General features: G+C 36.9%; 19 protein-coding genes. 13 read left to right on the forward strand and 6 right to left on the reverse strand.

What is annotated here, in order from left to right:
* Nucleotides 1-3 precede the first annotated feature (3 nt).
* From tgt to AYC65_RS16400, 3 genes are read right to left on the reverse strand one after another with little or no spacing between them, the layout of a single operon-like run.
* Nucleotides 4-1,140 carry a tRNA guanosine(34) transglycosylase Tgt gene (gene tgt, locus AYC65_RS16390; RefSeq protein WP_034869940.1) on the reverse strand — a complete coding sequence of 379 codons (1,137 nt, stop codon included), beginning with the start codon at nucleotides 1,138-1,140 and terminating at the stop codon, nucleotides 4-6.
* A gap of 3 nt (nucleotides 1,141-1,143) precedes the next feature.
* Nucleotides 1,144-1,497: a DUF4296 domain-containing protein gene (locus AYC65_RS16395; protein WP_034869985.1), complete on the reverse strand. Its 354-nt coding sequence runs from the start codon at nucleotides 1,495-1,497 to the stop codon at nucleotides 1,144-1,146.
* The gene (locus tag AYC65_RS16400) at nucleotides 1,494-2,210 is read right to left on the reverse strand and encodes a polyprenol monophosphomannose synthase (protein ID WP_034869938.1); all 717 of its coding nucleotides are present in this window, start codon (nucleotides 2,208-2,210) and stop codon (nucleotides 1,494-1,496) included. The genes AYC65_RS16395 and AYC65_RS16400 overlap by 4 nt, the downstream gene beginning before the upstream one ends.
* Before the next feature lie 83 nt (nucleotides 2,211-2,293).
* On the opposite strand from AYC65_RS16400, the gene AYC65_RS16405 reads away from it, so the two are divergent.
* The 4 genes from AYC65_RS16405 (at nucleotide 2,294) to AYC65_RS16420 (ending at nucleotide 6,196) form a co-directional block, all read left to right on the forward strand.
* Nucleotides 2,294-2,938: a DUF4271 domain-containing protein gene (locus AYC65_RS16405; protein ID WP_045185301.1), complete on the forward strand. Its 645-nt coding sequence runs from the start codon at nucleotides 2,294-2,296 to the stop codon at nucleotides 2,936-2,938.
* 19 nt (nucleotides 2,939-2,957) lie between these two features.
* Nucleotides 2,958-3,701 carry a uroporphyrinogen-III synthase gene (locus AYC65_RS16410; RefSeq protein WP_009086556.1) on the forward strand — a complete coding sequence of 248 codons (744 nt, stop codon included), beginning with the start codon at nucleotides 2,958-2,960 and terminating at the stop codon, nucleotides 3,699-3,701.
* A gap of 84 nt (nucleotides 3,702-3,785) precedes the next feature.
* A complete protein-coding gene (locus tag AYC65_RS16415; RefSeq protein ID WP_034869936.1) occupies nucleotides 3,786-5,849 on the forward strand; it encodes a S9 family peptidase in 2,064 nt (687 codons plus the stop codon).
* Between the two features lie 2 nt (nucleotides 5,850-5,851).
* Complete coding sequence (locus tag AYC65_RS16420) at nucleotides 5,852-6,196, forward strand: hypothetical protein (RefSeq protein ID WP_034869935.1); 345 nt, start codon at nucleotides 5,852-5,854, stop codon at nucleotides 6,194-6,196.
* 52 nt (nucleotides 6,197-6,248) lie between these two features.
* On the opposite strand, the gene AYC65_RS16425 is transcribed toward AYC65_RS16420, so the two are convergent.
* Both AYC65_RS16425 and AYC65_RS16430 read right to left on the reverse strand, forming a co-directional pair.
* Nucleotides 6,249-6,623: a CCC motif membrane protein gene (locus tag AYC65_RS16425; protein ID WP_034869934.1), complete on the reverse strand. Its 375-nt coding sequence runs from the start codon at nucleotides 6,621-6,623 to the stop codon at nucleotides 6,249-6,251.
* Nucleotides 6,624-6,656: 33 nt separating this feature from the next.
* Nucleotides 6,657-6,938 carry a DUF2752 domain-containing protein gene (locus AYC65_RS16430; protein WP_034869931.1) on the reverse strand — a complete coding sequence of 94 codons (282 nt, stop codon included), beginning with the start codon at nucleotides 6,936-6,938 and terminating at the stop codon, nucleotides 6,657-6,659.
* Between the two features lie 218 nt (nucleotides 6,939-7,156).
* On the opposite strand from AYC65_RS16430, the gene AYC65_RS16440 reads away from it, so the two are divergent.
* Nucleotides 7,157-8,704 carry a sensor histidine kinase gene (locus tag AYC65_RS16440; RefSeq protein WP_034869928.1) on the forward strand — a complete coding sequence of 516 codons (1,548 nt, stop codon included), beginning with the start codon at nucleotides 7,157-7,159 and terminating at the stop codon, nucleotides 8,702-8,704.
* An 18-nt stretch (nucleotides 8,705-8,722) separates the two neighbouring features.
* Nucleotides 8,723-9,409 carry a response regulator transcription factor gene (locus AYC65_RS16445; protein ID WP_034869927.1) on the forward strand — a complete coding sequence of 229 codons (687 nt, stop codon included), beginning with the start codon at nucleotides 8,723-8,725 and terminating at the stop codon, nucleotides 9,407-9,409.
* 50 nt (nucleotides 9,410-9,459) lie between these two features.
* Here the strand turns inward: AYC65_RS16445 and AYC65_RS16450 are convergent, their stop codons facing one another.
* On the reverse strand, nucleotides 9,460-10,017 hold the full coding sequence (locus AYC65_RS16450; protein ID WP_052114691.1) for an SPOR domain-containing protein: 558 nt from the start codon (nucleotides 10,015-10,017) through the stop codon (nucleotides 9,460-9,462).
* 179 nt (nucleotides 10,018-10,196) lie between these two features.
* Here AYC65_RS16450 and AYC65_RS16455 point away from each other — a divergent pair, with 179 nt between their 5' ends.
* From AYC65_RS16455 to AYC65_RS16485, 7 genes are all read left to right on the forward strand, one after another.
* Nucleotides 10,197-11,567: a c-type cytochrome gene (locus AYC65_RS16455; RefSeq protein WP_034869926.1), complete on the forward strand. Its 1,371-nt coding sequence runs from the start codon at nucleotides 10,197-10,199 to the stop codon at nucleotides 11,565-11,567.
* Between the two features lie 21 nt (nucleotides 11,568-11,588).
* Entirely contained in the window at nucleotides 11,589-14,621 is a 3,033-nt protein-coding gene (locus tag AYC65_RS16460) for a TAT-variant-translocated molybdopterin oxidoreductase (protein ID WP_034869925.1), read from the forward strand.
* Nucleotides 14,622-14,640: 19 nt separating this feature from the next.
* Nucleotides 14,641-16,038 (forward strand): NrfD/PsrC family molybdoenzyme membrane anchor subunit, encoded by a 1,398-nt coding sequence (gene nrfD, locus AYC65_RS16465; RefSeq protein WP_034869924.1) that lies wholly within the window; start codon nucleotides 14,641-14,643, stop codon nucleotides 16,036-16,038.
* Nucleotides 16,025-16,546 carry a DUF3341 domain-containing protein gene (locus AYC65_RS16470; protein WP_009086545.1) on the forward strand — a complete coding sequence of 174 codons (522 nt, stop codon included), beginning with the start codon at nucleotides 16,025-16,027 and terminating at the stop codon, nucleotides 16,544-16,546. Before nrfD ends, AYC65_RS16470 begins: the two co-directional genes overlap by 14 nt.
* Nucleotides 16,539-17,243, forward strand: coding sequence for a c-type cytochrome (locus tag AYC65_RS16475; RefSeq protein WP_034869923.1), 705 nt, complete (start codon nucleotides 16,539-16,541; stop codon nucleotides 17,241-17,243). The genes AYC65_RS16470 and AYC65_RS16475 overlap by 8 nt, the downstream gene beginning before the upstream one ends.
* An 11-nt stretch (nucleotides 17,244-17,254) precedes the next feature.
* Entirely contained in the window at nucleotides 17,255-18,577 is a 1,323-nt protein-coding gene (locus AYC65_RS16480; protein WP_034869922.1) for a hypothetical protein, read from the forward strand.
* A 76-nt stretch (nucleotides 18,578-18,653) separates the two neighbouring features.
* Nucleotides 18,654-19,856, forward strand: coding sequence for an NTF2-like transpeptidase (locus AYC65_RS16485; protein ID WP_034869921.1), 1,203 nt, complete (start codon nucleotides 18,654-18,656; stop codon nucleotides 19,854-19,856).
* Nucleotides 19,857-19,861: the final 5 nt, after the last annotated feature.

Genomic DNA, 19,861 nt, shown 5'->3' on the forward strand with positions numbered 1-19,861 from the left:
GGACTACATTCTGCTTTTTAGTTGTGGAATAATGCTATCTTTCCATTCATAGAAATCTCCTGCTAAGATATGTTCTCTTGCGACTTTTACCAAATCTAAATAAAAAGCAAGATTATGAATAGAAGCAATCTGTTTTCCTAAATATTCTCTTGCTGAGAATAAGTGTCTTACATATGCTTTTGTATATTCCTGATCTACATATGATGTACCAAATTCGTCTAGCGGAGAAAAATCATTCTTCCATTTTTCGTTCTTGATATTGATAACACCACCCCATGTGAACAACATACCATTTCTGGCATTACGGGTCGGCATTACACAATCCATCATATCGATACCATTACCTATAGATTCTAGAATATTCCATGGTGTCCCAACCCCCATCAGATAACGAGGTTTATCTTTAGGAAGAATATCTGTTACTTCATCTGTAATTCTGTACATTTCCTCTTCCGGTTCACCAACAGAAAGGCCACCAATGGCGTTTCCTTCAGCTCCTGCCTCAGCAATAACTTCCGCAGAAGCTTTTCTAAGATCCGAATATACAGATCCCTGAACGATCGGAAACAATCTTTGTTTGTGTCCATAATATTCGGGATTATTTTCCGTCCATTCAATACATCTCTTCAGCCATCTATGCGTAAGTTCCATAGAAAGCTTTGCCTGATTGTATTCACATGGATATGGAGTACATTCATCAAATGCCATAAAAATATCTGCACCAATTTTACGCTGAATTTCCATAGAAACTTCAGGTGAGATAAAATGATAACTTCCGTCGATATGAGATTTGAATTTCACACCTTCTTCAGTCATCTTACGGCTGGAAGCCAGTGAAAAAACTTGAAAACCACCACTATCTGTAAGAATAGGACCGTTCCAGTTCATAAATTTATGTAAACCGCCTGCATTTTGCATAACCTCCATACCTGGCCTCAGGTACAGGTGATAAGTATTTCCCAGGATAATCTGAGCTTTAATATCGTCTCTCAGTTCTCTCTGATGAACAGTTTTCACTGTTGCTACAGTACCCACCGGCATAAATATAGGCGTCTGTATTTTACCATGATCTGTTGTAATAACACCAGCTCTGGCCTTACCTTTTGCTGAAAATTGTTCTACTTCAAAAAACTTCTCCATATGTTATTTCGGAACTTCAGTTCCTTTATTTTTCTTTTTAATATATGCTTCCAGTTTCGGATCCTTTTTCATCAACTTCTTTTCTGCCGATTCAAAAATAGATTCCATTTGTTTTTGGGATATGTAATAGTTATAGCTATCCATAAAAACAGTTCCTGTAATTTTATGTTGCTGCAAAATATATTTGCTTGTTCCCTCCATATTAGCTTGCGGATTTATATTCAATGCTCCATCATAAATGGCCATCTCCACAAAAATATCCGCCATTTCGTCTTTAGAAATAAGCTTCTTTGGTTTATCCACCTGCGAGCATGCAGAAAGGAACACTATAAATATGAAAAAAAATAGTTTTCTCATAATCTGTTTATTATACTTTTCCACTTCAGGTTGAGCACTCCGAATAAAGCCTCCTGAAAAATGTTTGCACTCATTTTTGATTCACCCTTAGTTCTGTCTGTAAAAATAATAGGGACTTCAACAATTTTAAAGCCTTTTTTATAGGTCCGGAATTTCATCTCGATCTGAAATCCATAACCTCTTAGTTTAATTTTGTCTAAACCTATTTCTTCCAGCACTTTTCTGGAGAAACATACAAATCCGGCAGTCGTATCATGAATTGGTACTCCCAAAATAAAACGTACATACTTGGAAGCAAAGTAAGAAAGCAATACTCTGCCCATAGGCCAGTTTACCACATTTACTCCTTTGGAATAACGCGATCCGATAGTCATATCAGCATCCTGGCAAGCTTCATATAGTTTTGGTAAATCATTTGGGTTGTGCGAAAAATCGGCATCCATCTCGAATATATAATCATAACCATTCTCCAAAGCCCATTTAAACCCATGGATATAAGCCTTCCCTAATCCGTCTTTTACTTGTCTTACACTAAGAAAAACCTTCCCTGTGTAAACAGGCATAAGATCCTCTACAATACTGGCAGTACCGTCCGGAGAGGAATCATCTACCACCAGAATATGAAAATCCTGCTGCAAATCCATTACAGCTTTTATAATATCAGCAATGTTTTCTTTCTCGTTGAAAGTTGGGATAACGACTAATTTTTTCATACAAATCGAGCACAAAGATAAGTTATTCTGATCTAAATTTTGTACAGGAGATGAATGTGTGTACTTTTGCAAAAAAAAAATCATTGATTAGAATTGTAGAAAACAATGACTGGGTAATCTACAGTATCTTAGGTATTGCTATAATATATATTATATCGTCCAGGGTGCTGAATAAAGATATTTCTTTTGTAGAGCATCTGCGGCTTTCTATAGAAGATAGCAGCAATATCTTTATCAACTGGTTTATTTCCGGTTTTATTTATGTTTTCATCTTATCTGTTTTTTTATCACAGTATATTCCTGTTGTACCAAGATTTATTAATGATCATATAAACCTTGGCGGCTATACTCTCAATAAGTTTGGTTTTATCTTTATTACCTACCTATTATTATACGGAATAAAATGTGTCTTATCTTATCTGTTTTTTGCCAGCTCCGGCAATGCAGATCGCTGGAAGTCATATACTTTCAACATTAACAAGTTCTTCCGGATTATTATTTTGCTATTTTGTGCACTTACACTAGTTCACTATTTCTATCCTATAGATCACTTCCGGGTGTTCAATTATTACATAGGAATGCTGGTTTTTATCTTTGCCGGCAAAATAGCATTTCTACTTTTTAACAGGAATCCTACTCTTCCTAAAGAATGGTATTATAAATTTTTGTATATTTGCACACTCCAAATTTTACCTCATTTGGTAGTATGGAAATTTTTATTTTTTTAGTCATTATAAAAATAAATTGATGAAAGTAAAGTCCGTTCTAGTCTCTCAACCAGCTCCTAACTTAGCTACATCACCTTATGGTGAGATAGCTAAAAAAGAAAAGGTGAAGATTGATTTTAGACCTTTTATACATGTAGAAGGAGCAGATGCGAAAGAACTTCGTTCTCAAAAAATAGATCTTAGTCAGTACACTGGTATTATTTTTACCAGTAAGAATGCTATTGACCATTACTTCCGCTTAGCAGAAGAGATGCGCTTTGCTGTACCAGATTCTATGCGATACATTTGCCAGTCTGAAGCTGTAGCCAACTACCTTCAGAAGCATATTGTCTATAGAAAAAGAAAAATCAGCTTTGGTGAAAAAACAGCAAAAGATCTTTTACCATTATTAAAGAAGCATAATACTGAAAAATATCTTCTTCCATCTTCTGACGTTTTCACAGAGGACATCCCTAATGTACTAAATGAAGCTGGCGTAGAATGGAAAAGAGCTATTATGTACAGAACAGTTTGCAGCAACCTGCAAGATGTTAACATAAAAGAGTATGATCTTGTGATATTCTTTAGTCCACAGGGCGTGCGTTCTCTATTTGAGAACTTCCCGGACTTCAAACAGGAAGACACTAAGATCGGAGTATTCGGGCTAACAACCCAGCAGGCAGCAGAAGAGCTTAAACTTCGTGTAGATCTTATGGCTCCTACAAAAGAATCTCCTTCTATGACAATGGCTTTGGAAAAGTTTATCAAAGCTAACAACAAGTAAAAATCTATAAATAATACAAAAGCCATCATTACCTTCGGGTTGTGATGGTTTTTTATTTAACTTTAATTTTTTATTCACTTATAAATGAAAGCGCCAAAGGCAAAAAAGATAGATAAAATCCTTAGTAAACACGGCGATCAGCGAATCGACCCATACTATTGGCTAAACGAAAGGGAAAATCCTGAAGTTATTGCATACCTAAACGAAGAAAACAAGTACACCTCTGAAATAATGAGAGATACTGAAGATTTTCAAAATTTTCTTTACGAAGAAATGAAATCCCGTTACAAGAAAGACGATTCTTCACTCCCCTATTTCTTTAATGAATACTGGTACATTGTACGCTATGAAGAAGGTAGAGAATATCCTATTTTCTGCAGAAAGCATCTTACTCTGGAGGCTAATGAAGAAATCCTTTTGGATTCTAACATTCTCGCGGAGGGCCTGGACTTCTTTGAAATTGGAAGCCTTAGCGTAAGCGAAGACAACAATATGGTTGCCTATTCTTATGATAATCTGAGCAGAAGAATCTACACTATATACTTCAAGAATATTGAAACCGGAGAAATACTGGAGGACAAGATAGAAAACACGACCGGAAAAGCTGTATGGTCTGCAGACGGACAATATGTTTTCTATATCCGTAAAGATAAAAGCTTACGCGCTTACCAAATACACCGACACAAAATAGGAACAGATTCCAAAGAAGATGTTCTTGTTTATCATGAAAAGGATGACACATTTGATGTCAATGTATTCAAAACAAAATCGTCTGAATATATTATTATTTCCAGCTCCAGCACAATTTCCGACGAAATGCGTTTTGTACCAGCCAACGATATTTTTGCAGAATGGAAAATTATTCAGCCTCGTGAAGCAGATTTGGAATACTCTGTAGAGCATTTTGAAAATGATTTTTATATCATAACAAATGTTGATGGCGCCACCAATTTCAAGCTTGTAAAAACACCTGTTGATAAAACAACAAAAGAAAACTGGACAGATATCGTTCCACACAGAGAAGGAATTTTACTGGAAGGTTTCGAGATTTTTAACAATTATCTTGTAATTGAAGAAAGAGAAAAAGGCCTTCTGAAAATTAATATTCGCAACTGGAAAACCGGAGAAACAGAATATTTACCATTCCATGACCCTACTTATACGGCTTATATCAGTATAAATCTTGAATTCAATTCAGAGGTTCTGCGATACGGATACACTTCCATGACCCGTCCATCAACTACGTTTGAGTACAACATGAAAACTAAAACCAATAAAATCCTTAAGGAGCAGGAGGTTTTAGGCGGGACATTTAAGGCAGAAAACTATATCTCTGAAAGGATATGGGCAACAGCAAGAGACGGACAGAAAGTACCTATTTCTCTTGTTTACCATAAAGACACTTCGAAAAGCGGGAATACACCACTTTTGTTATACGGATATGGCAGTTATGGCTATACAGTAGATGCTGCATTTTCCAATGTACGTCTTTCGTTACTTGATCGTGGATTCATTTATGCAATTGCCCATATACGCGGTGGAGAATACCTGGGCAGAGAATGGTATGAAGACGGAAAAATGCTGCACAAGAAGAATACATTCTATGACTTTATAGATGCTGGTAAATTTCTGATTAAAGAAAACTATACCTCTGCGGAACATCTGTACGCAATGGGTGGAAGCGCAGGCGGATTACTAATGGGTGCCATAATCAATATGGAACCTAAACTATTTAACGGAATTGTAGCACAGGTACCTTTTGTAGATGTTGTAACTACAATGCTGGACGAGGATATTCCTTTAACTACAGGAGAATATGATGAATGGGGAAATCCTAATGAAAAGGAATATTACGATTACATGAAATCCTACTCTCCATATGACAATATTGAAGAGAAAGAATATCCAAATATTCTGATCACCACTGGTTTCCACGACTCCCAAGTACAATATTGGGAACCTGCAAAGTGGACTGCAAGACTGCGTGAACTGAAAACAGATGATAAGCTTCTGCTTTTCAAAACAGATATGTCTTCTGGTCATGGCGGCGCTTCAGGGCGCTTTGAATCCCTGAAAGATGATGCATTTGAATATGCGTTTCTTCTTAAACTGGAGAATAAAACCGAAGTTGAACTTCAAAAAAACTAAAAATGACAGAACAGGAACTATGGAAGAAAGTAGATACTTTTTTCCAGAAGAACTTTGATATGGAACCTAATCCTCCGATAGAAACTATTTTGTTCCTTATTGGCATTCAGGAGCTAGGCAGCGGACAACAAAAATATTCTAAAGACGATAAACTAAATCTTATACATATTGCTGTTTGCAGATTATTAGAACCTTATGGCTATTACAAATTCAATGGTTATGATGATGGCTGGCCTCAGTACGAGCAACTTCAGGAGGTTCCGGAATTAAGACCCAATGAGCAAAGCGTTTTAATGAGAAAGTCTATTATTCAGTATTTTATCGACGAAGATCTTTTTGAAGAATAAATAAAAAACACTGCATTTTGCAGTGTTTTTTTTGTTTCATTAAGAGGTAGTATTACATGTTCCTGATCTGGCTTTGATATTCCTTCAGGAATTCCGGTGAAGTCACAGCCCCAACTATAGCCAATATGCTGAAAATAGCCCATATAGCTGATAAAATAAGAGCAACAAGCGCTATAAGCTTAGCTGTTTTTACATTACTAAAACTCTGTTGAGTATAAATACTTGGATTGAGCTTGTATAATGTTGTTGCTTTATTAGCAAGAACAAAACCTATAATAGCACAGATTAAAGCCGGTATTGTTGTAAAAAGTCCACAGCAGCAACCTGTAAGCAATAAAACAGCTGCAGAGATAGACAATATCAGAGCTGTCTGATCATTTGGCAATTTACCGCCTCCCATAGGATAAATTTCGATGTTTTCATTCATAAGTTAAATAGTTTGCAAATTAATATTTGGTGCTTAAATAAATTTTAAAATATAATTCCCAAGAATCACAATTAAGGTCAACCAGAAAGTAAAACTCATTAGTCTCAATGTCCAAGTCTTATCTATCCATAAGTGAAGACCTAAAAACAGAAATACACAGACAAGCGGGATAAGGCCAGGGTATATTTGTAAAGACTTCATCACTTCACCATTCAAAAGATACTCTACACTCCTTTGGAGACCACACCCCGGACAGTCTACTCCGGTATTTTCTTTTATAACACACTGTAATTTAGGAATTTTAATGTACAGCATTTCTCTATTTTTTCCAAATTTAATTTCTTTTAAAGAATTATTTTCAATTCTTTTTCAAAATTTTCACATAATTCTTAACCACACATGCCATCCAAGCATAATAGATATTGAAATTTATGTTAAAAATGGCCGTTTTAAGAAATTTGAAACATTTTTTTTCAATTTATTTTCTTTTTATCTCAATTTATTTTTAATTTTAACAAATATTTGAGCAAACAATGAATAACAAGTTCATTCCTATCATATCTGTTTTTATGACGATCTCCCTTATCGTCTTCGTATCTATGCAGCTATACTGGCTGAAGGAATATTACAGAGCTCTGGAACAGGAGTTCTCTAACAAGGTATATTCTTCCATGGAAAATATCCGTGAAAAGGTAAATGAAATGGAGGTGGATAAATATTACGCCAACAACAAAACAAATTTTTCGGAAGCTGTAAAAAACTCCAGCGGACAAGCTACCCAACAATACATTCAGTCCACTACAGACTCTACTAACAACAAAAGAGTTATTGCATTCTCTAAAAATATTATTGAAAAGAAAGATATTCCGTTGCCAACTCCGGGGGACAATGTAGAACTAACTAACCTGTATGGAGATGAAGGACTGATAAAGCTAAAAAATGCTGCGCCAAAGCCACTGACCTCTGAAATGAATCAGGATTTATCCAGCAATAATTTCACCCTTAAGCAATTGGTTAAAATTAATGCCAGCAATATGCCTATACAGCAGCGTATCAATACAAAGGAACTAGACAGCCTTATCAAACGCGAGCTAAGCATGAAGGGCATTAATACCCCGATTGGATTTGCCATTTTAGATAAGAATAACAATCCTACAAAGGTTGCTAATAATAATTTTTTAGCGCAGCCCGATAAACAAAATTACACATTCGAACTTTTTACTGACAATCAGTATAAAACACTTTATACTTTAGCATTAATTTTCCCAAGCAAAGACTATTCACTTGTAGAAAATAATTTACCGATGCTTCTGGGAACTATGCTATCACTGCTTACAATTCTAGGGATATACATCATTTCCATCAACTACATGAGCAAGCAGAAGAAAATTTCTGAAGTAAAGACTGATTTTATCAATAATATGTCTCATGAGTTCAAGACTCCACTAGCCACTATCTCTGTTGCTACAGACTCTCTGAACAATGATAAAATAGCGACCAATCCGGAAAAGGTAAAATATTATTCAAGCCTTATTAAGCAGGAAAACCTGCGTATGAAGAAACAGGTAGAAAATGTACTGAACATGTCCAAACTGGAGCGTAATGAAATGAAGCTTTTCCTGAAAACAACAAATGTAAGAGAGCTGATAAAGGAAATAACCCGTTCGTTCCGCCTGATTGTTGAACAAAGAGAAGGTTCCCTTACTGAGGAATTCAAGGCAGAGAGATACAACTTCAAAATTGATGAGTTTCACATTTCAAACGCGCTGGTAAACCTACTTGACAACGCAAACAAGTACTCCCCTGAAAAGCCTGATATAAGAATAAAAACAAGAAATGAAGGCCACTGGTATGTCATAGAAATTTCTGATAAAGGAATGGGGATGGAAACAGAAAACAAGAGCCGGATTTTTGAAAAATTCTTCCGTGAAGAAACCGGAAATATTCACAATGTAAAGGGGCAAGGATTAGGCCTTTCTTATGTTAAAAAGATTATAGAACTCCATAAAGGACAAATAATTGTAGAATCACAAAAGGAAAAAGGAAGCACCTTTACCATAAAACTTCCGTTAATCGTCTAACAACAAAATATTAAAAAAATGAACAACAGAATCTTACTCGTAGAAGACGACCAAAGCTTCGGAGCTGTACTGAAGGATTATTTAACTATTAATAACTTCGATGTAACTCTGGCTGCCGATGGTGAACAAGGACTAAAAGAATTTACCGAAAATGAATTTGACATCTGCATTACCGATGTAATGATGCCAAAAAAGGATGGATTCTCTTTAGCAGAAGAAATTAAAAAAATTGATAAAAATATTCCGATCATCTTCCTTACAGCTAAAAACCTGCGTGAGGATATCCTTAAAGGGTACCAAATCGGAGCCGATGATTATATCACAAAGCCTTTCGATACTGAATTATTGCTTTACAAAATTAAAGCAATCCTTCAGAGAAGCTCTTCTATTGAAGATGAAGAACAGGAACAGTTTAAAATTAGTAACATATTCTTCGATTCCATGTTGCGCCAGCTACGTGTAAATGATCAGGAATACAAGCTTTCTCCAAAAGAAAACGAGTTATTAAAACTTCTTTGTATCCACAGAAATGATTTTATGCCTCGTGATCTGGCACTAAGAAAAATCTGGAAAAAAGAGAACTATTTTACAGCGAGAAGTATGGACGTTTACATTGCTAAACTTCGTAAACTCTTGAAAGAAGATGAAGGTTTAGAAATCATTAATGTACACGGTGAAGGATTCAGACTTTTAGTAAAAAACTAAGTACTGATTACAATAAAAAAAGGAAGCTGATTGGCTTCCTTTTTTTATTTTTATTTTGCTTCCACACAGAAGATTCTGTAAGGAATAAGTATTGCTCCGCTGTATACTCTTTTCACCCTTCTTAGATCTTCACTACCACTTTGTTTACTAAAGAAACTACCGGCAAGAATTTTATAGTTAGGTCTAAGGCTACTATCAAGCTCCGTTCTAAGATCCGGAAAGCTCTGTCTAACCTCATATCTTATCTTATTTGCATCATTACTATTGTTAGTCACAGCCACCTGAATCTTATAACCACTAAGCTTAGGTCTGTTTCTACAGATATCTGCTGTAGATAGTGTTTTGGTATTGATAACACGAGGCGTACTTGTAACAGTTCTGTCTTCGCTTATTATCGATCCTCCACTTGTGTTATTTACAATTTTAGGACCTGCAGGACGATTGCAGCTCTCTTCAGATCTGGTCAACAATTCGTCTATTCTGCTATCCATTTGCGTAGTATAAACATTACCGCTCACACTATCTTTCTTGCTGATAATCTTCTGAGCATAAATATTTTGAAAACAAAACAACATCATAACAGCTCCTATCTGAAATATCTTTTTCATCTATTAATAGTTAATTTATGCAAAAATAAGACTAATTCCTGAAACTAATTTAGAATTGATATAAATTACCGAAAAATGACATTTAGACATATTTTAGCCCTGTTAATATAGTGTTAAAATAGTATTTTTGCCGAATTGAATGATATAATATCAAAGATTAACTAATCAAGATTAATTAAATGATTAATTGGAGAAAGCATTACAAGAAAGGGCTGATTGCAATTGGTATTTTGCTATCAACCAGTGCTCTTTATAACGCACAGGAAGGCGACCCTGCAAAAGGGGCAGAGCTCTTTAAAACAAATTGTACAGCCTGCCACAAACTTGACTCAAAACTAATTGGGCCACCATTAAAAGGCATTGTAGAAAAGGTAAAAGCAGAAGAAGGTCTAGGACGCGACTGGTTCCAAAAGTGGATTAAAGACAACAAAGCTTTAAGAGCTTCCGGTGACAAGTACGCAAACAAAATCTTCGAAGAAAACGGAAAAGTTGAGATGCAACAATTCCCGAATCTTTCTGAAAAAGATATCGATGATATCTTAGCCTATACATCCAACCCTCCTGCTGAACCAGCAGCTGATGCAAAGAAAGATGCTAAGGCTACTGATTCCCCAGACTTAAACGCTGTAAATGCAGCTAAAGCTAGCGAAGGAAATGCTAAAATCGTAATGATTTCACTTTTCGCTATTGCAGGTCTGTTAATCTGGATCTTATTCAAAATAAGACAACTAGTAAAACTTAACCAATCCGAAGAGATTACTGCTCTTAACGCTACAAGAATTCAGTCTTTCAGCGAGCTTTATGCAAAATACAAAATTGTAGGACAAGGTGTTGTTGCTCTTTTAGCAATCCTTGCGGCATATGGTGTATGGAACTGGTTAATGTGGATCGGTGTTTACAAAGGTTACAAGCCTGAGCAACCAATCTACTTCTCTCACAAAATTCACGCAGGAATCAACAAGATCGACTGTCAGCTTTGTCACTCTGGTGCTAAATATGGTAAAGTATCTGAAATCCCTTCACTTAACGTATGTATGAACTGTCACAAAGCTATCCCTGAATACAAAGGTGAATACCTAGAGCCAGGTCACGACAGAGACTTCTACAACGGGGAGATTAAAAAACTTTATGCTGCAACAGGTTGGGATCCAGCTAAAATGGCATATACAAAAGAAGGGACTCCAGTTGAATGGACAAGAATCCACAACATGCCGGATTTTGTATACTTCAACCACTCTCAGCACGTTATTGCCGGAGAACAAGCAATTATCAATTCATTCAACAAAAAGCATCCTAACGAGCAAATCGATGTAGTATGTAAAGCTTGTCACGGTAAAATCGATACTATGAACGTAGTACAAATGGCTAACGATTTCACTATGGGATGGTGTATCGAATGTCACAGAACTACAGAAGTAGATATGGGTAACACTTACAACCAGGCTTACTTTGAAAAGCTTCACGATAAGTTGAAGAAACAATATGGTAGCGGTGCTAAGATTACTGTAGATGCTATTGGAGGTATCGAATGTGGTAAATGTCATTATTAATAACGAAAACTAGAAGTATCAATGGCTTCAAATAAAATACAATTCAGAAGTATTCACGAACTAAAAGATCCAACTTTAACAAACAAGTTGGCTCAGAAAGAATTTGCCGAAGAAATTCCGGTAGATGAATTCCTAGGGAATGAGGAAAAAATGAATGGTTCTTCTACCAGCAGAAGAGATTTCCTAAAACTTTTAGGATTCTCTACAGCAGCAGTAACACTTGCTGCTTGTGAAGCTCCGGTAGTTAAGACTATTCCTTATGTTGTGAAACCTCACGATATTATCCCGGGTGTACCAAACTACTATGCATCGTCTTATTTTGACGGATTCGATTTTGCTAGTGTACTGGTAAAAACAAGAGAAGGGCGTCCAATTAAAATTGAACCAAACCCGGCAGCAGGCAACCTTGGTAAAACAAATGCAAGAGCTCAGGCAAGTGTTCTTTCTCTTTATGACAATGATAAAATAAAGCAACCAAAAGTTAACGGTAAGGAAGCTACTTTTGATGAAGTAGACAATACTGTATTTAAGGCTTTGGCAGATGCTCAGGCATCAAACAAGAAAGTAGTATTACTTTCTCACTCAATACCAAGCCCTACTTTCAAAAAACTTTTTGGTGACTTCAAAGCTAAATATCCTAATGCTGAGTTAGTAACTTACGATGCATTCCCATATGCTGCTGCACTAGATGCAGCTCAGGAAGTATTCGGAAGCAGAAACATCCCAGTTTATGATCTAAGCAAATCTCAGTTGGTAGTATCTTTCAACGCAGATTTCTTAGGAGATTTCAACGGCGCTAGCTTAGAGACTTCTTATGCAGCAGCAAGAGTTCCTGGAGATAAAATGTTGAGACACGTACAGATTGAATCTAACATGTCCTTAACAGGAGCAAACGCTGATACAAGAATTAAGCAAAAGCCTTCTCAGCTTTACAAAACTTTAGTAGAAGTTTATAATGGATTAAATGGTGGTACTTCTGATAAGATTGCTGCTTCTATCGTTAAAGAACTTCAGGCTAAAGGAAGCAATGCAGTAGTATTTGCTGATGGTTCTAAAGCGGCACACGTTTTAGCACACTTAATTAACCAAAAATTAGCTTCTAATGCTTTCACTGGTAAGGCTTCTTACCTGAAAGAATTTGACGGAGCTCGTTATAATGAATTCCTTTCTTGGTTAAACGGTGGTCAGGTAGGTGTTGTTATTACAAATAACATCGATCCTGTATATTCTTCTAACAAAGGCGCTCAGTTCAAAGCTGCTTTATCAAAAGCAAACTTTGTAGTAGCAATTGCAGATAAAAATAACGAAGTAGCTAAAGCAGCTAAAGTTGTTATCCCTGCAACGCACTGGTTAGAATCTTGGGGTGATGTAATGCCTGAAACAGGTGTTTACACTCTAATGCAGCCAACTATCCAAAAGGTTTACAAATCAAGACAAACTGAAGAGTCTCTTTTAATCTGGACAAACGGAAAAGGAGCTACTAACAATAATTACTACGATTACCTTAAAGCAAACGCTGTATCAATCCTTGGTGGTACTTCATTCAACCAGGCATTATACAACGGTTTCAATAATGTAAGTGGTGGTAACAACCTTTCTTATTCAGGAGGTAATGCTTCTCAGGCTGTTTCTGAGTTACAGGCATTCAAAGCTTCTGATTTAGAATTAGTATTAAACACCAATACTGCGATTGGAGATGGTACACAAGCTAACAACCCTTGGTTGCAAGAATTACCAGATCCTATCACAAGAATGTCGTGGGATAACTATTTAACTATTTCTCCTGCTGATGCTAAGAAATTAGGTTTAGATAATGATCTTAATGCCAGAATGCAGTTAGACGGTTCTATCGTTAACCTTACTGTAAATGGTGTAACATTAAAAGATGTTCCTGTATTCATCCAGCCAGGACAAGCAGAAGGATCTGTTGGTTTAGCCCTTGGATATGGTAAAACAGACAATGGTGAAGTAGCTAAAACTGGTATCAATGCTTATCCATTATTCGACGGATCTAACCTTGCTCTTTCAGGTGTTGCACTTGAAAAAACAGGTGAAATGCACCAGTTTGCAGGAATGCAGCTTCAAAACACCCTAATGGGACGTTATGAAATCGCAAAAGAAGTTCCGTTACAAACATTCTTACACAAAGATGTTAACGATTGGAACAAACCATTAGAAATGCACACTTACGGAGGTTCTTTACCAATGGGTAAAATTGACCTTTGGGATAATAATGATGACACTGATGGTCCTCACTTCAACCTTTCTGTCGACCTTAACTCATGTACAGGTTGTGGAGCTTGTGTAATTGCTTGTCAGGCAGAAAACAACGTTCCTGTAGTAGGTAAAGAAGAGATCAGAATGTCTCGTGATATGTACTGGTTAAGAATTGACCGTTACTATTCTTCTAAAGAGAAAATCGAAACTAAAGAAGGTCTTGATAAAGGACTTAACGTTCCTCAGCTTTACGATATTCTTATCGAACCATCTGAGACTCCGGACGTAATCTTCCAACCGGTAATGTGCCAGCACTGTAACCACGCTCCATGTGAAACTGTATGTCCGGTAGCGGCAACATCTCACGGTAAGCAAGGTCAAAACCAAATGGCATACAACAGATGTATTGGTACAAGATATTGTGCAAACAACTGTCCTTACAAAGTAAGAAGATTCAACTGGTTCAACTATGCATTAAACGATAAGTTTGATTACAACATGAACAATGACCTTGGCCGTATGGTACTAAACCCGGATGTTGTGGTTAGAACCAGAGGGGTAATGGAGAAATGTTCAATGTGTATCCAAATGACTCAGGCATCAATCCTTGAAGCTAAGAAAGACGGCAGAAGAGTTGCTGATGGAGAATTCCAGACAGCTTGTTCTAAAGCTTGTTCTACAGGAGCTATGCAGTTCGGAGACATGAATGATAACGGATCTCATGTAAGAAGCTTATTCGGTAGCAAGAGAAGATATTACCTGCTAGAGGAAATTGGTACAAAACCAAACGTTTTCTACCATACGAAAATTAGAAATAGAGAAGAAAAAGAAGTTTAAATAATAAATAAAGTAACAAATGTCAGGACATTACGAAGCCCCGATTAGGGAACCGCTTATTATTGGTCACAAGACTTACCATGATATTACGGAAGATATTGCTCGTCCAATCGAGGAAAGAGCCGGAAAATTATGGTGGTACTCACTTTATGCAGCACTTGTACTATTTATCTACGGAGTTGGATGTATAGCTTATACAATTGGTACAGGTATTGGTGCATGGGGGTTAAACAGGACTATCAACTGGGGTTGGGATATTACCAACTTCGTATGGTGGGTAGGTATTGGTCACGCCGGTACATTGATCTCTGCCGTACTATTATTATTTAGACAAAGATGGAGAATGTCGGTTAACCGTTCTGCAGAGGCAATGACAATCTTTGCCGTTGTTCAGGCAGCGTTATTCCCGGTAATTCACATGGGTCGTGTTTGGGTTGGATATTGGGTATTCCCATTACCAAACCAGTTTGGATCTCTTTGGCCAAACTTTAACTCGCCTCTACTTTGGGACGTATTTGCAATCTCAACTTATTTCTCGGTATCAGTAGTATTCTGGTTCATGGGACTTATTCCTGACTTTGCAATGATCCGTGACAGAGCGAAGACTCCATTCACCAAAAAGATTTACACTATCCTTGCTTTTGGATGGGGAGGTAAAGCAAAGCACTGGCAAAGATTTGAAGAGCTTTCATTAGTTCTTGCAGGTTTGGCAACGCCACTTGTATTCTCGGTACACACCACGGTATCCTTTGACTTCGCCACTTCAGTAATCAAAGGATGGCACTCTACCATCTATCCTCCGTACTTCGTTGCGGGTGCGATCTTCTCAGGATTCGCAATGGTACAGACCCTTCTTTTAGTTGCAAGAAAAGTATGTCACTTGGAGCAATATATTACAATGTACCACATCGAGATTATGAACATCGTAATCATTGTAACTGGTGGTATGGTAACTGTAGCTTATGCAACTGAATATTTCATCGGATGGTACTCAGGTTCAAGATTCGAGGATTTCACCTATTTATCTCCAGGAGCAGCAACCGGTCCTTACTGGTGGGCATTCTGGGCGTTAATTATCTGTAACCTTGTTATCCCTGCATCATTCTGGTTTAAGAAATTAAGAACCAATATTATCTGGACATTTATAGTAGCATTAATCATCAACATCGGTATGTGGTTTGAGCGTTTTGATATCATCGTTATCAACCTTTCAAGAGACTACTTACCATCTTCATGGACAATGTTTAAGCCAACTATTATAGACGTGGGTGTATATTTAGGAACTATCGGATTCTTCTCTGTATTATTCCTTTTATATGCAAGAACATTCCCTGTAATTGCACAGGCGGAATTGAAAACGATTTTGAAAATTTCTGGTGAAACTTATAAAGCAAAAGAAGGAGATGAGCACCACTAAAAGAATATACGGCCTTTATGGCGACGATGACGATTTAATGCACGGTGTTAAATTGTTCAGAGATAAAGGAATTGAAATTGCTGAAGTTTATACTCCGTTCCCTGTTCACGGGTTAGATAAAGCTTTAGGGTTGAAAAAAACCAGAATTTCAGATGCTGCGTTTATCTATGCTTGTTATGGTGTAAGTATCGGAGCATTGACAACATGGTACATGATGAACCACGACTGGCCTCAGGTTATTGGTGGTAAACCAAACTTCGATTGGGCACACAACATGCCGGCTTTCGTAGTACCAATGTTCGAGTTAATGGTTTTCTGTGCTGCGCACTTAATGTCACTAACTTACTTAGTAAGAAATAAAATGTATCCTGGTGCTAAACCTCAGAATCCGGATCCAAGAACTACGGATGATAAATTCTTAATTGAATTTGTATCTGATGATGTGGAAACGATCAAGCAATTGCTTGTGGATACAGGAGTTGAAGAAATAACAATTAAAGATGCCTAAAATGAAAAAGAACTTTTTAAAAATAGCAGGTATCCTTAGCGTTGGAGTAATTACCTTAAATTCTTGCGGGGATAAAACTGAACCGCCTTTAGTATACTTCCCGGACATGTATTTTCCGGTAGCATATGACCCGTTAATGAAAGCTCAGGATCCTTATTCAGATCATGAGAACGAAATTCCGGCATTTGCATCAAGAAATGGACAAACAGGTTTATCTCCTGTAGATGGAACTGTAGCTCAAAATAAAGATGGTGTGTTACCATCTGAAGCTCCAAAAAATACGGAAGATTATAACAGACTATACGATGAGTCCAAAAAAATAACTTCTTCTCCTTTAAATCCTGCTAATAAAGAGAAGGATTTAGAAAGAGGAAAGAAACTATTTGATCATACATGTGCTGCTTGTCATGGTACAGGTGGTGATGGTAAAGGTCCTATCGTAGAATCTGGTGCTTATAGTGGTGTTCCTAACTATGCAGACAGAGAAATCACTGTAGGTTCTGTACATTATGTATTGGAAAACGGACGTAACAACATGGGATCTTACGCTGGTCAGTTAAATGCTGGTGACAGATGGAGAGTAGCAATGTACGTTATGAACGAATTTAAAAAACAAGCGGCGGCTCCGGCGGCGGCTGAAAATAAAGATGCTGCGGCTAAAGATGCTCCGGCTGATAATGCTAATACTAAAAAATAAAAAGAAAAAAGATGTATAGTTTTTCACCTAAATTAAGACTGTATTCCATTATTTTAATTGTTGTGGGACTTGTTCTGTTTGGTATTGGCTACGCTGTAAATCACAGCATCGATAAAGCTAAAGTAGAACAAATGGTTGCTGCGAAGCACGTTGATCTGGAGCACGGACCAAAGTCCAACTCTATGCAGGAGCACGACAAAACGCATGATGAGCATATAGAAACTGCTTTACATCAGGTTCATAATGAGCCAATGGCAGCATTATTACAGGTATCTGTATTTGCTTTTGGTATTGCCTGTGCAGCATTATTCTTCTATTGTGTACAAAATGCAGCTCACGCAGGATGGCCTATCATTATCCTGAGAGTTATGGAAGCAGTGGCATCCTTCATTCCTTATGGTGGTGTATTAATGCTGATTATTGTTATCGCTAACACAATCGGATGGAGTCACCTTTACCACTGGATGGATGGAAGCCTTGTTGATCCAAATTCACCACACTTTGATGTGATTTTATATGAAAAGAGCAAATACCTGAATATTCCTTTCTATATTGCAAGAACTCTTATCTTCGTTATCGGAGCTAGTTTCTTTGTATGGAAATTAAAGGCAATGTCTAAAAAAGTAGACGAAACTAAGTCAAGAGCAGTATATCAACAGTACTATAACTGGAGTGTTGGTTACATCGCATTTTTTGGTTTCGCTTCTGCCGCTTGGGCTTGGGACTGGATGATGTCTATTGACCCTCACTGGTACTCTACTCTTTATATCTGGTATACAATGGTAAGCTGCCTGTCTACTGCAATAGGTATTATTATCCTTATCTGTGTTTATTTAAAGAAAAAAGGAGTATTGCCTCAGTTCAATGATAACCACTTGCATGATCTTGGTGTATTTTTATTTGCAACAAGTATGCTTTGGACTTACCTTTGGTTTGCACAGTTCATGCTTTACTGGTATGCTAACGTACCGGAAGAAGTTAACTACTTCTACGGAAGATTTGAATATTACCGTTGGACTTTCCTTCCAATGCTGATTCCTAACTTCTTATTACCATTATTGGTATTAGTAAGTAGCAGCATTAAGAGAAACTACAAAGTAGTTAGTACTATGGCGGTTGTTGTAATCTGCGGACACTGGTTAGATTATTTCAACATTGTAATGCCTGGTACAGTAGGTCCTTTCTGGAATATTGGTTTACTGGAAATCGGAGCAACTTTATTCATTATCGGTCTGTTTATCTTCGCCGTAATGTCAGCTCTTTCTAAGTTGAAACTAATACCTACAGGTAACCCATTCTTAAAAGAATCCGAAATTTATGAATATCCATTCTAAAATTTTGATCAATACAAATTTAATCCCGTCCAACGACGGGATTTTTTTTTAATTTTGCACAAACTAAACTTATATTATGAGATACCTTAAATATCTTTTCTTAATGTCGTTTTTATTTCTTGTAAGTTGTAAGAAAGACAAAGTTGACGGTGAGTCGCTAAAATCATTTCAGAGTAGTGTAAATGATATGGCCTCTTCCCTAACTACCATTAAACAGATAAAGTTTAATGAGGCGTTATACATCATCAAGAAATTCGGAACCAATACAGAGGGAGATATCGATCAGATGAATGCAACAGCAAAACTACTTAACGGGAAGAATGTTGCCGAAATTCTTGCATTAGCAGATAGTATTGCACAAAAGCAGGGAATTGAATGGGCAAGTACTGCTCCTCCTTCATTAGGTGAAATGAATATCTTCGAAGAAAGCAAACCTACAGAGGTAGACCCGAATGATATTCAGGCTTCTGGTATCAGCCTTTCTGTACAACCTGCAAGCGTAGATTCAATTTCGGGACCTAAAGCCCTTATGATTATTCCTCGCTTAGTAGATGCACAAGGGAATAAAATAGAATTTAGTAATGCTGCATTAGAAACAGTACTGGAAGTATCAAGTGGCGGTACCAAAATATCAACCTCCAAAAATTTGATGGTTAATAATAACTTCAAAGGTTTTTATCTAAAGCTAAGCTCTTTACCTTTCGACAGAATAATGGATAACACCATTGATGTAAAAGTAAGTGTAAAAACGGCTAAGAAAACATTGCAGATGACTAAGACAGGAATATCTCTTAATCCTAATGCTCTGAATAAACCTGTAATTACCGAACCAACAGAACCTGTAACCAATCCTGATGGTACGATTACAAATCCTGACGGGACAACAACTCCAGCAACCAATCCGGACGGAACTACAACTCCTCCTGTTGCTCCAGTAGAAACTCCGAAACCATTGGCTGATCCAAAAGCATCAGTTTCCAAATTTATCGGAAGCATAGGGGCAAAAAATCTAAAAGCTGCTTACGAAATGTCTAATAACCCAAGCTGGGGATCTTATGAATCTTTCTCAAATGCAAATTCTGGTTTTGGAGCTATAAAATCTATCAGTGTAAAATCTGTAAATACAGCTAACAAAACAGCTGATCAGGCAACTGTAAATGCCAACTATACTGTAACAGACAATGCTGGTAAAAATACAGATCTGAATGTGACTTACACACTGAAAGCATCAGCCGACGGTTGGAAAATTACTGGTTATAAAATAAATTCTGCAAAATAATATAA

The organism is Elizabethkingia bruuniana (genome assembly GCF_002024805.1).
Lineage (GTDB): Bacteria > Bacteroidota > Bacteroidia > Flavobacteriales > Weeksellaceae > Elizabethkingia > Elizabethkingia bruuniana.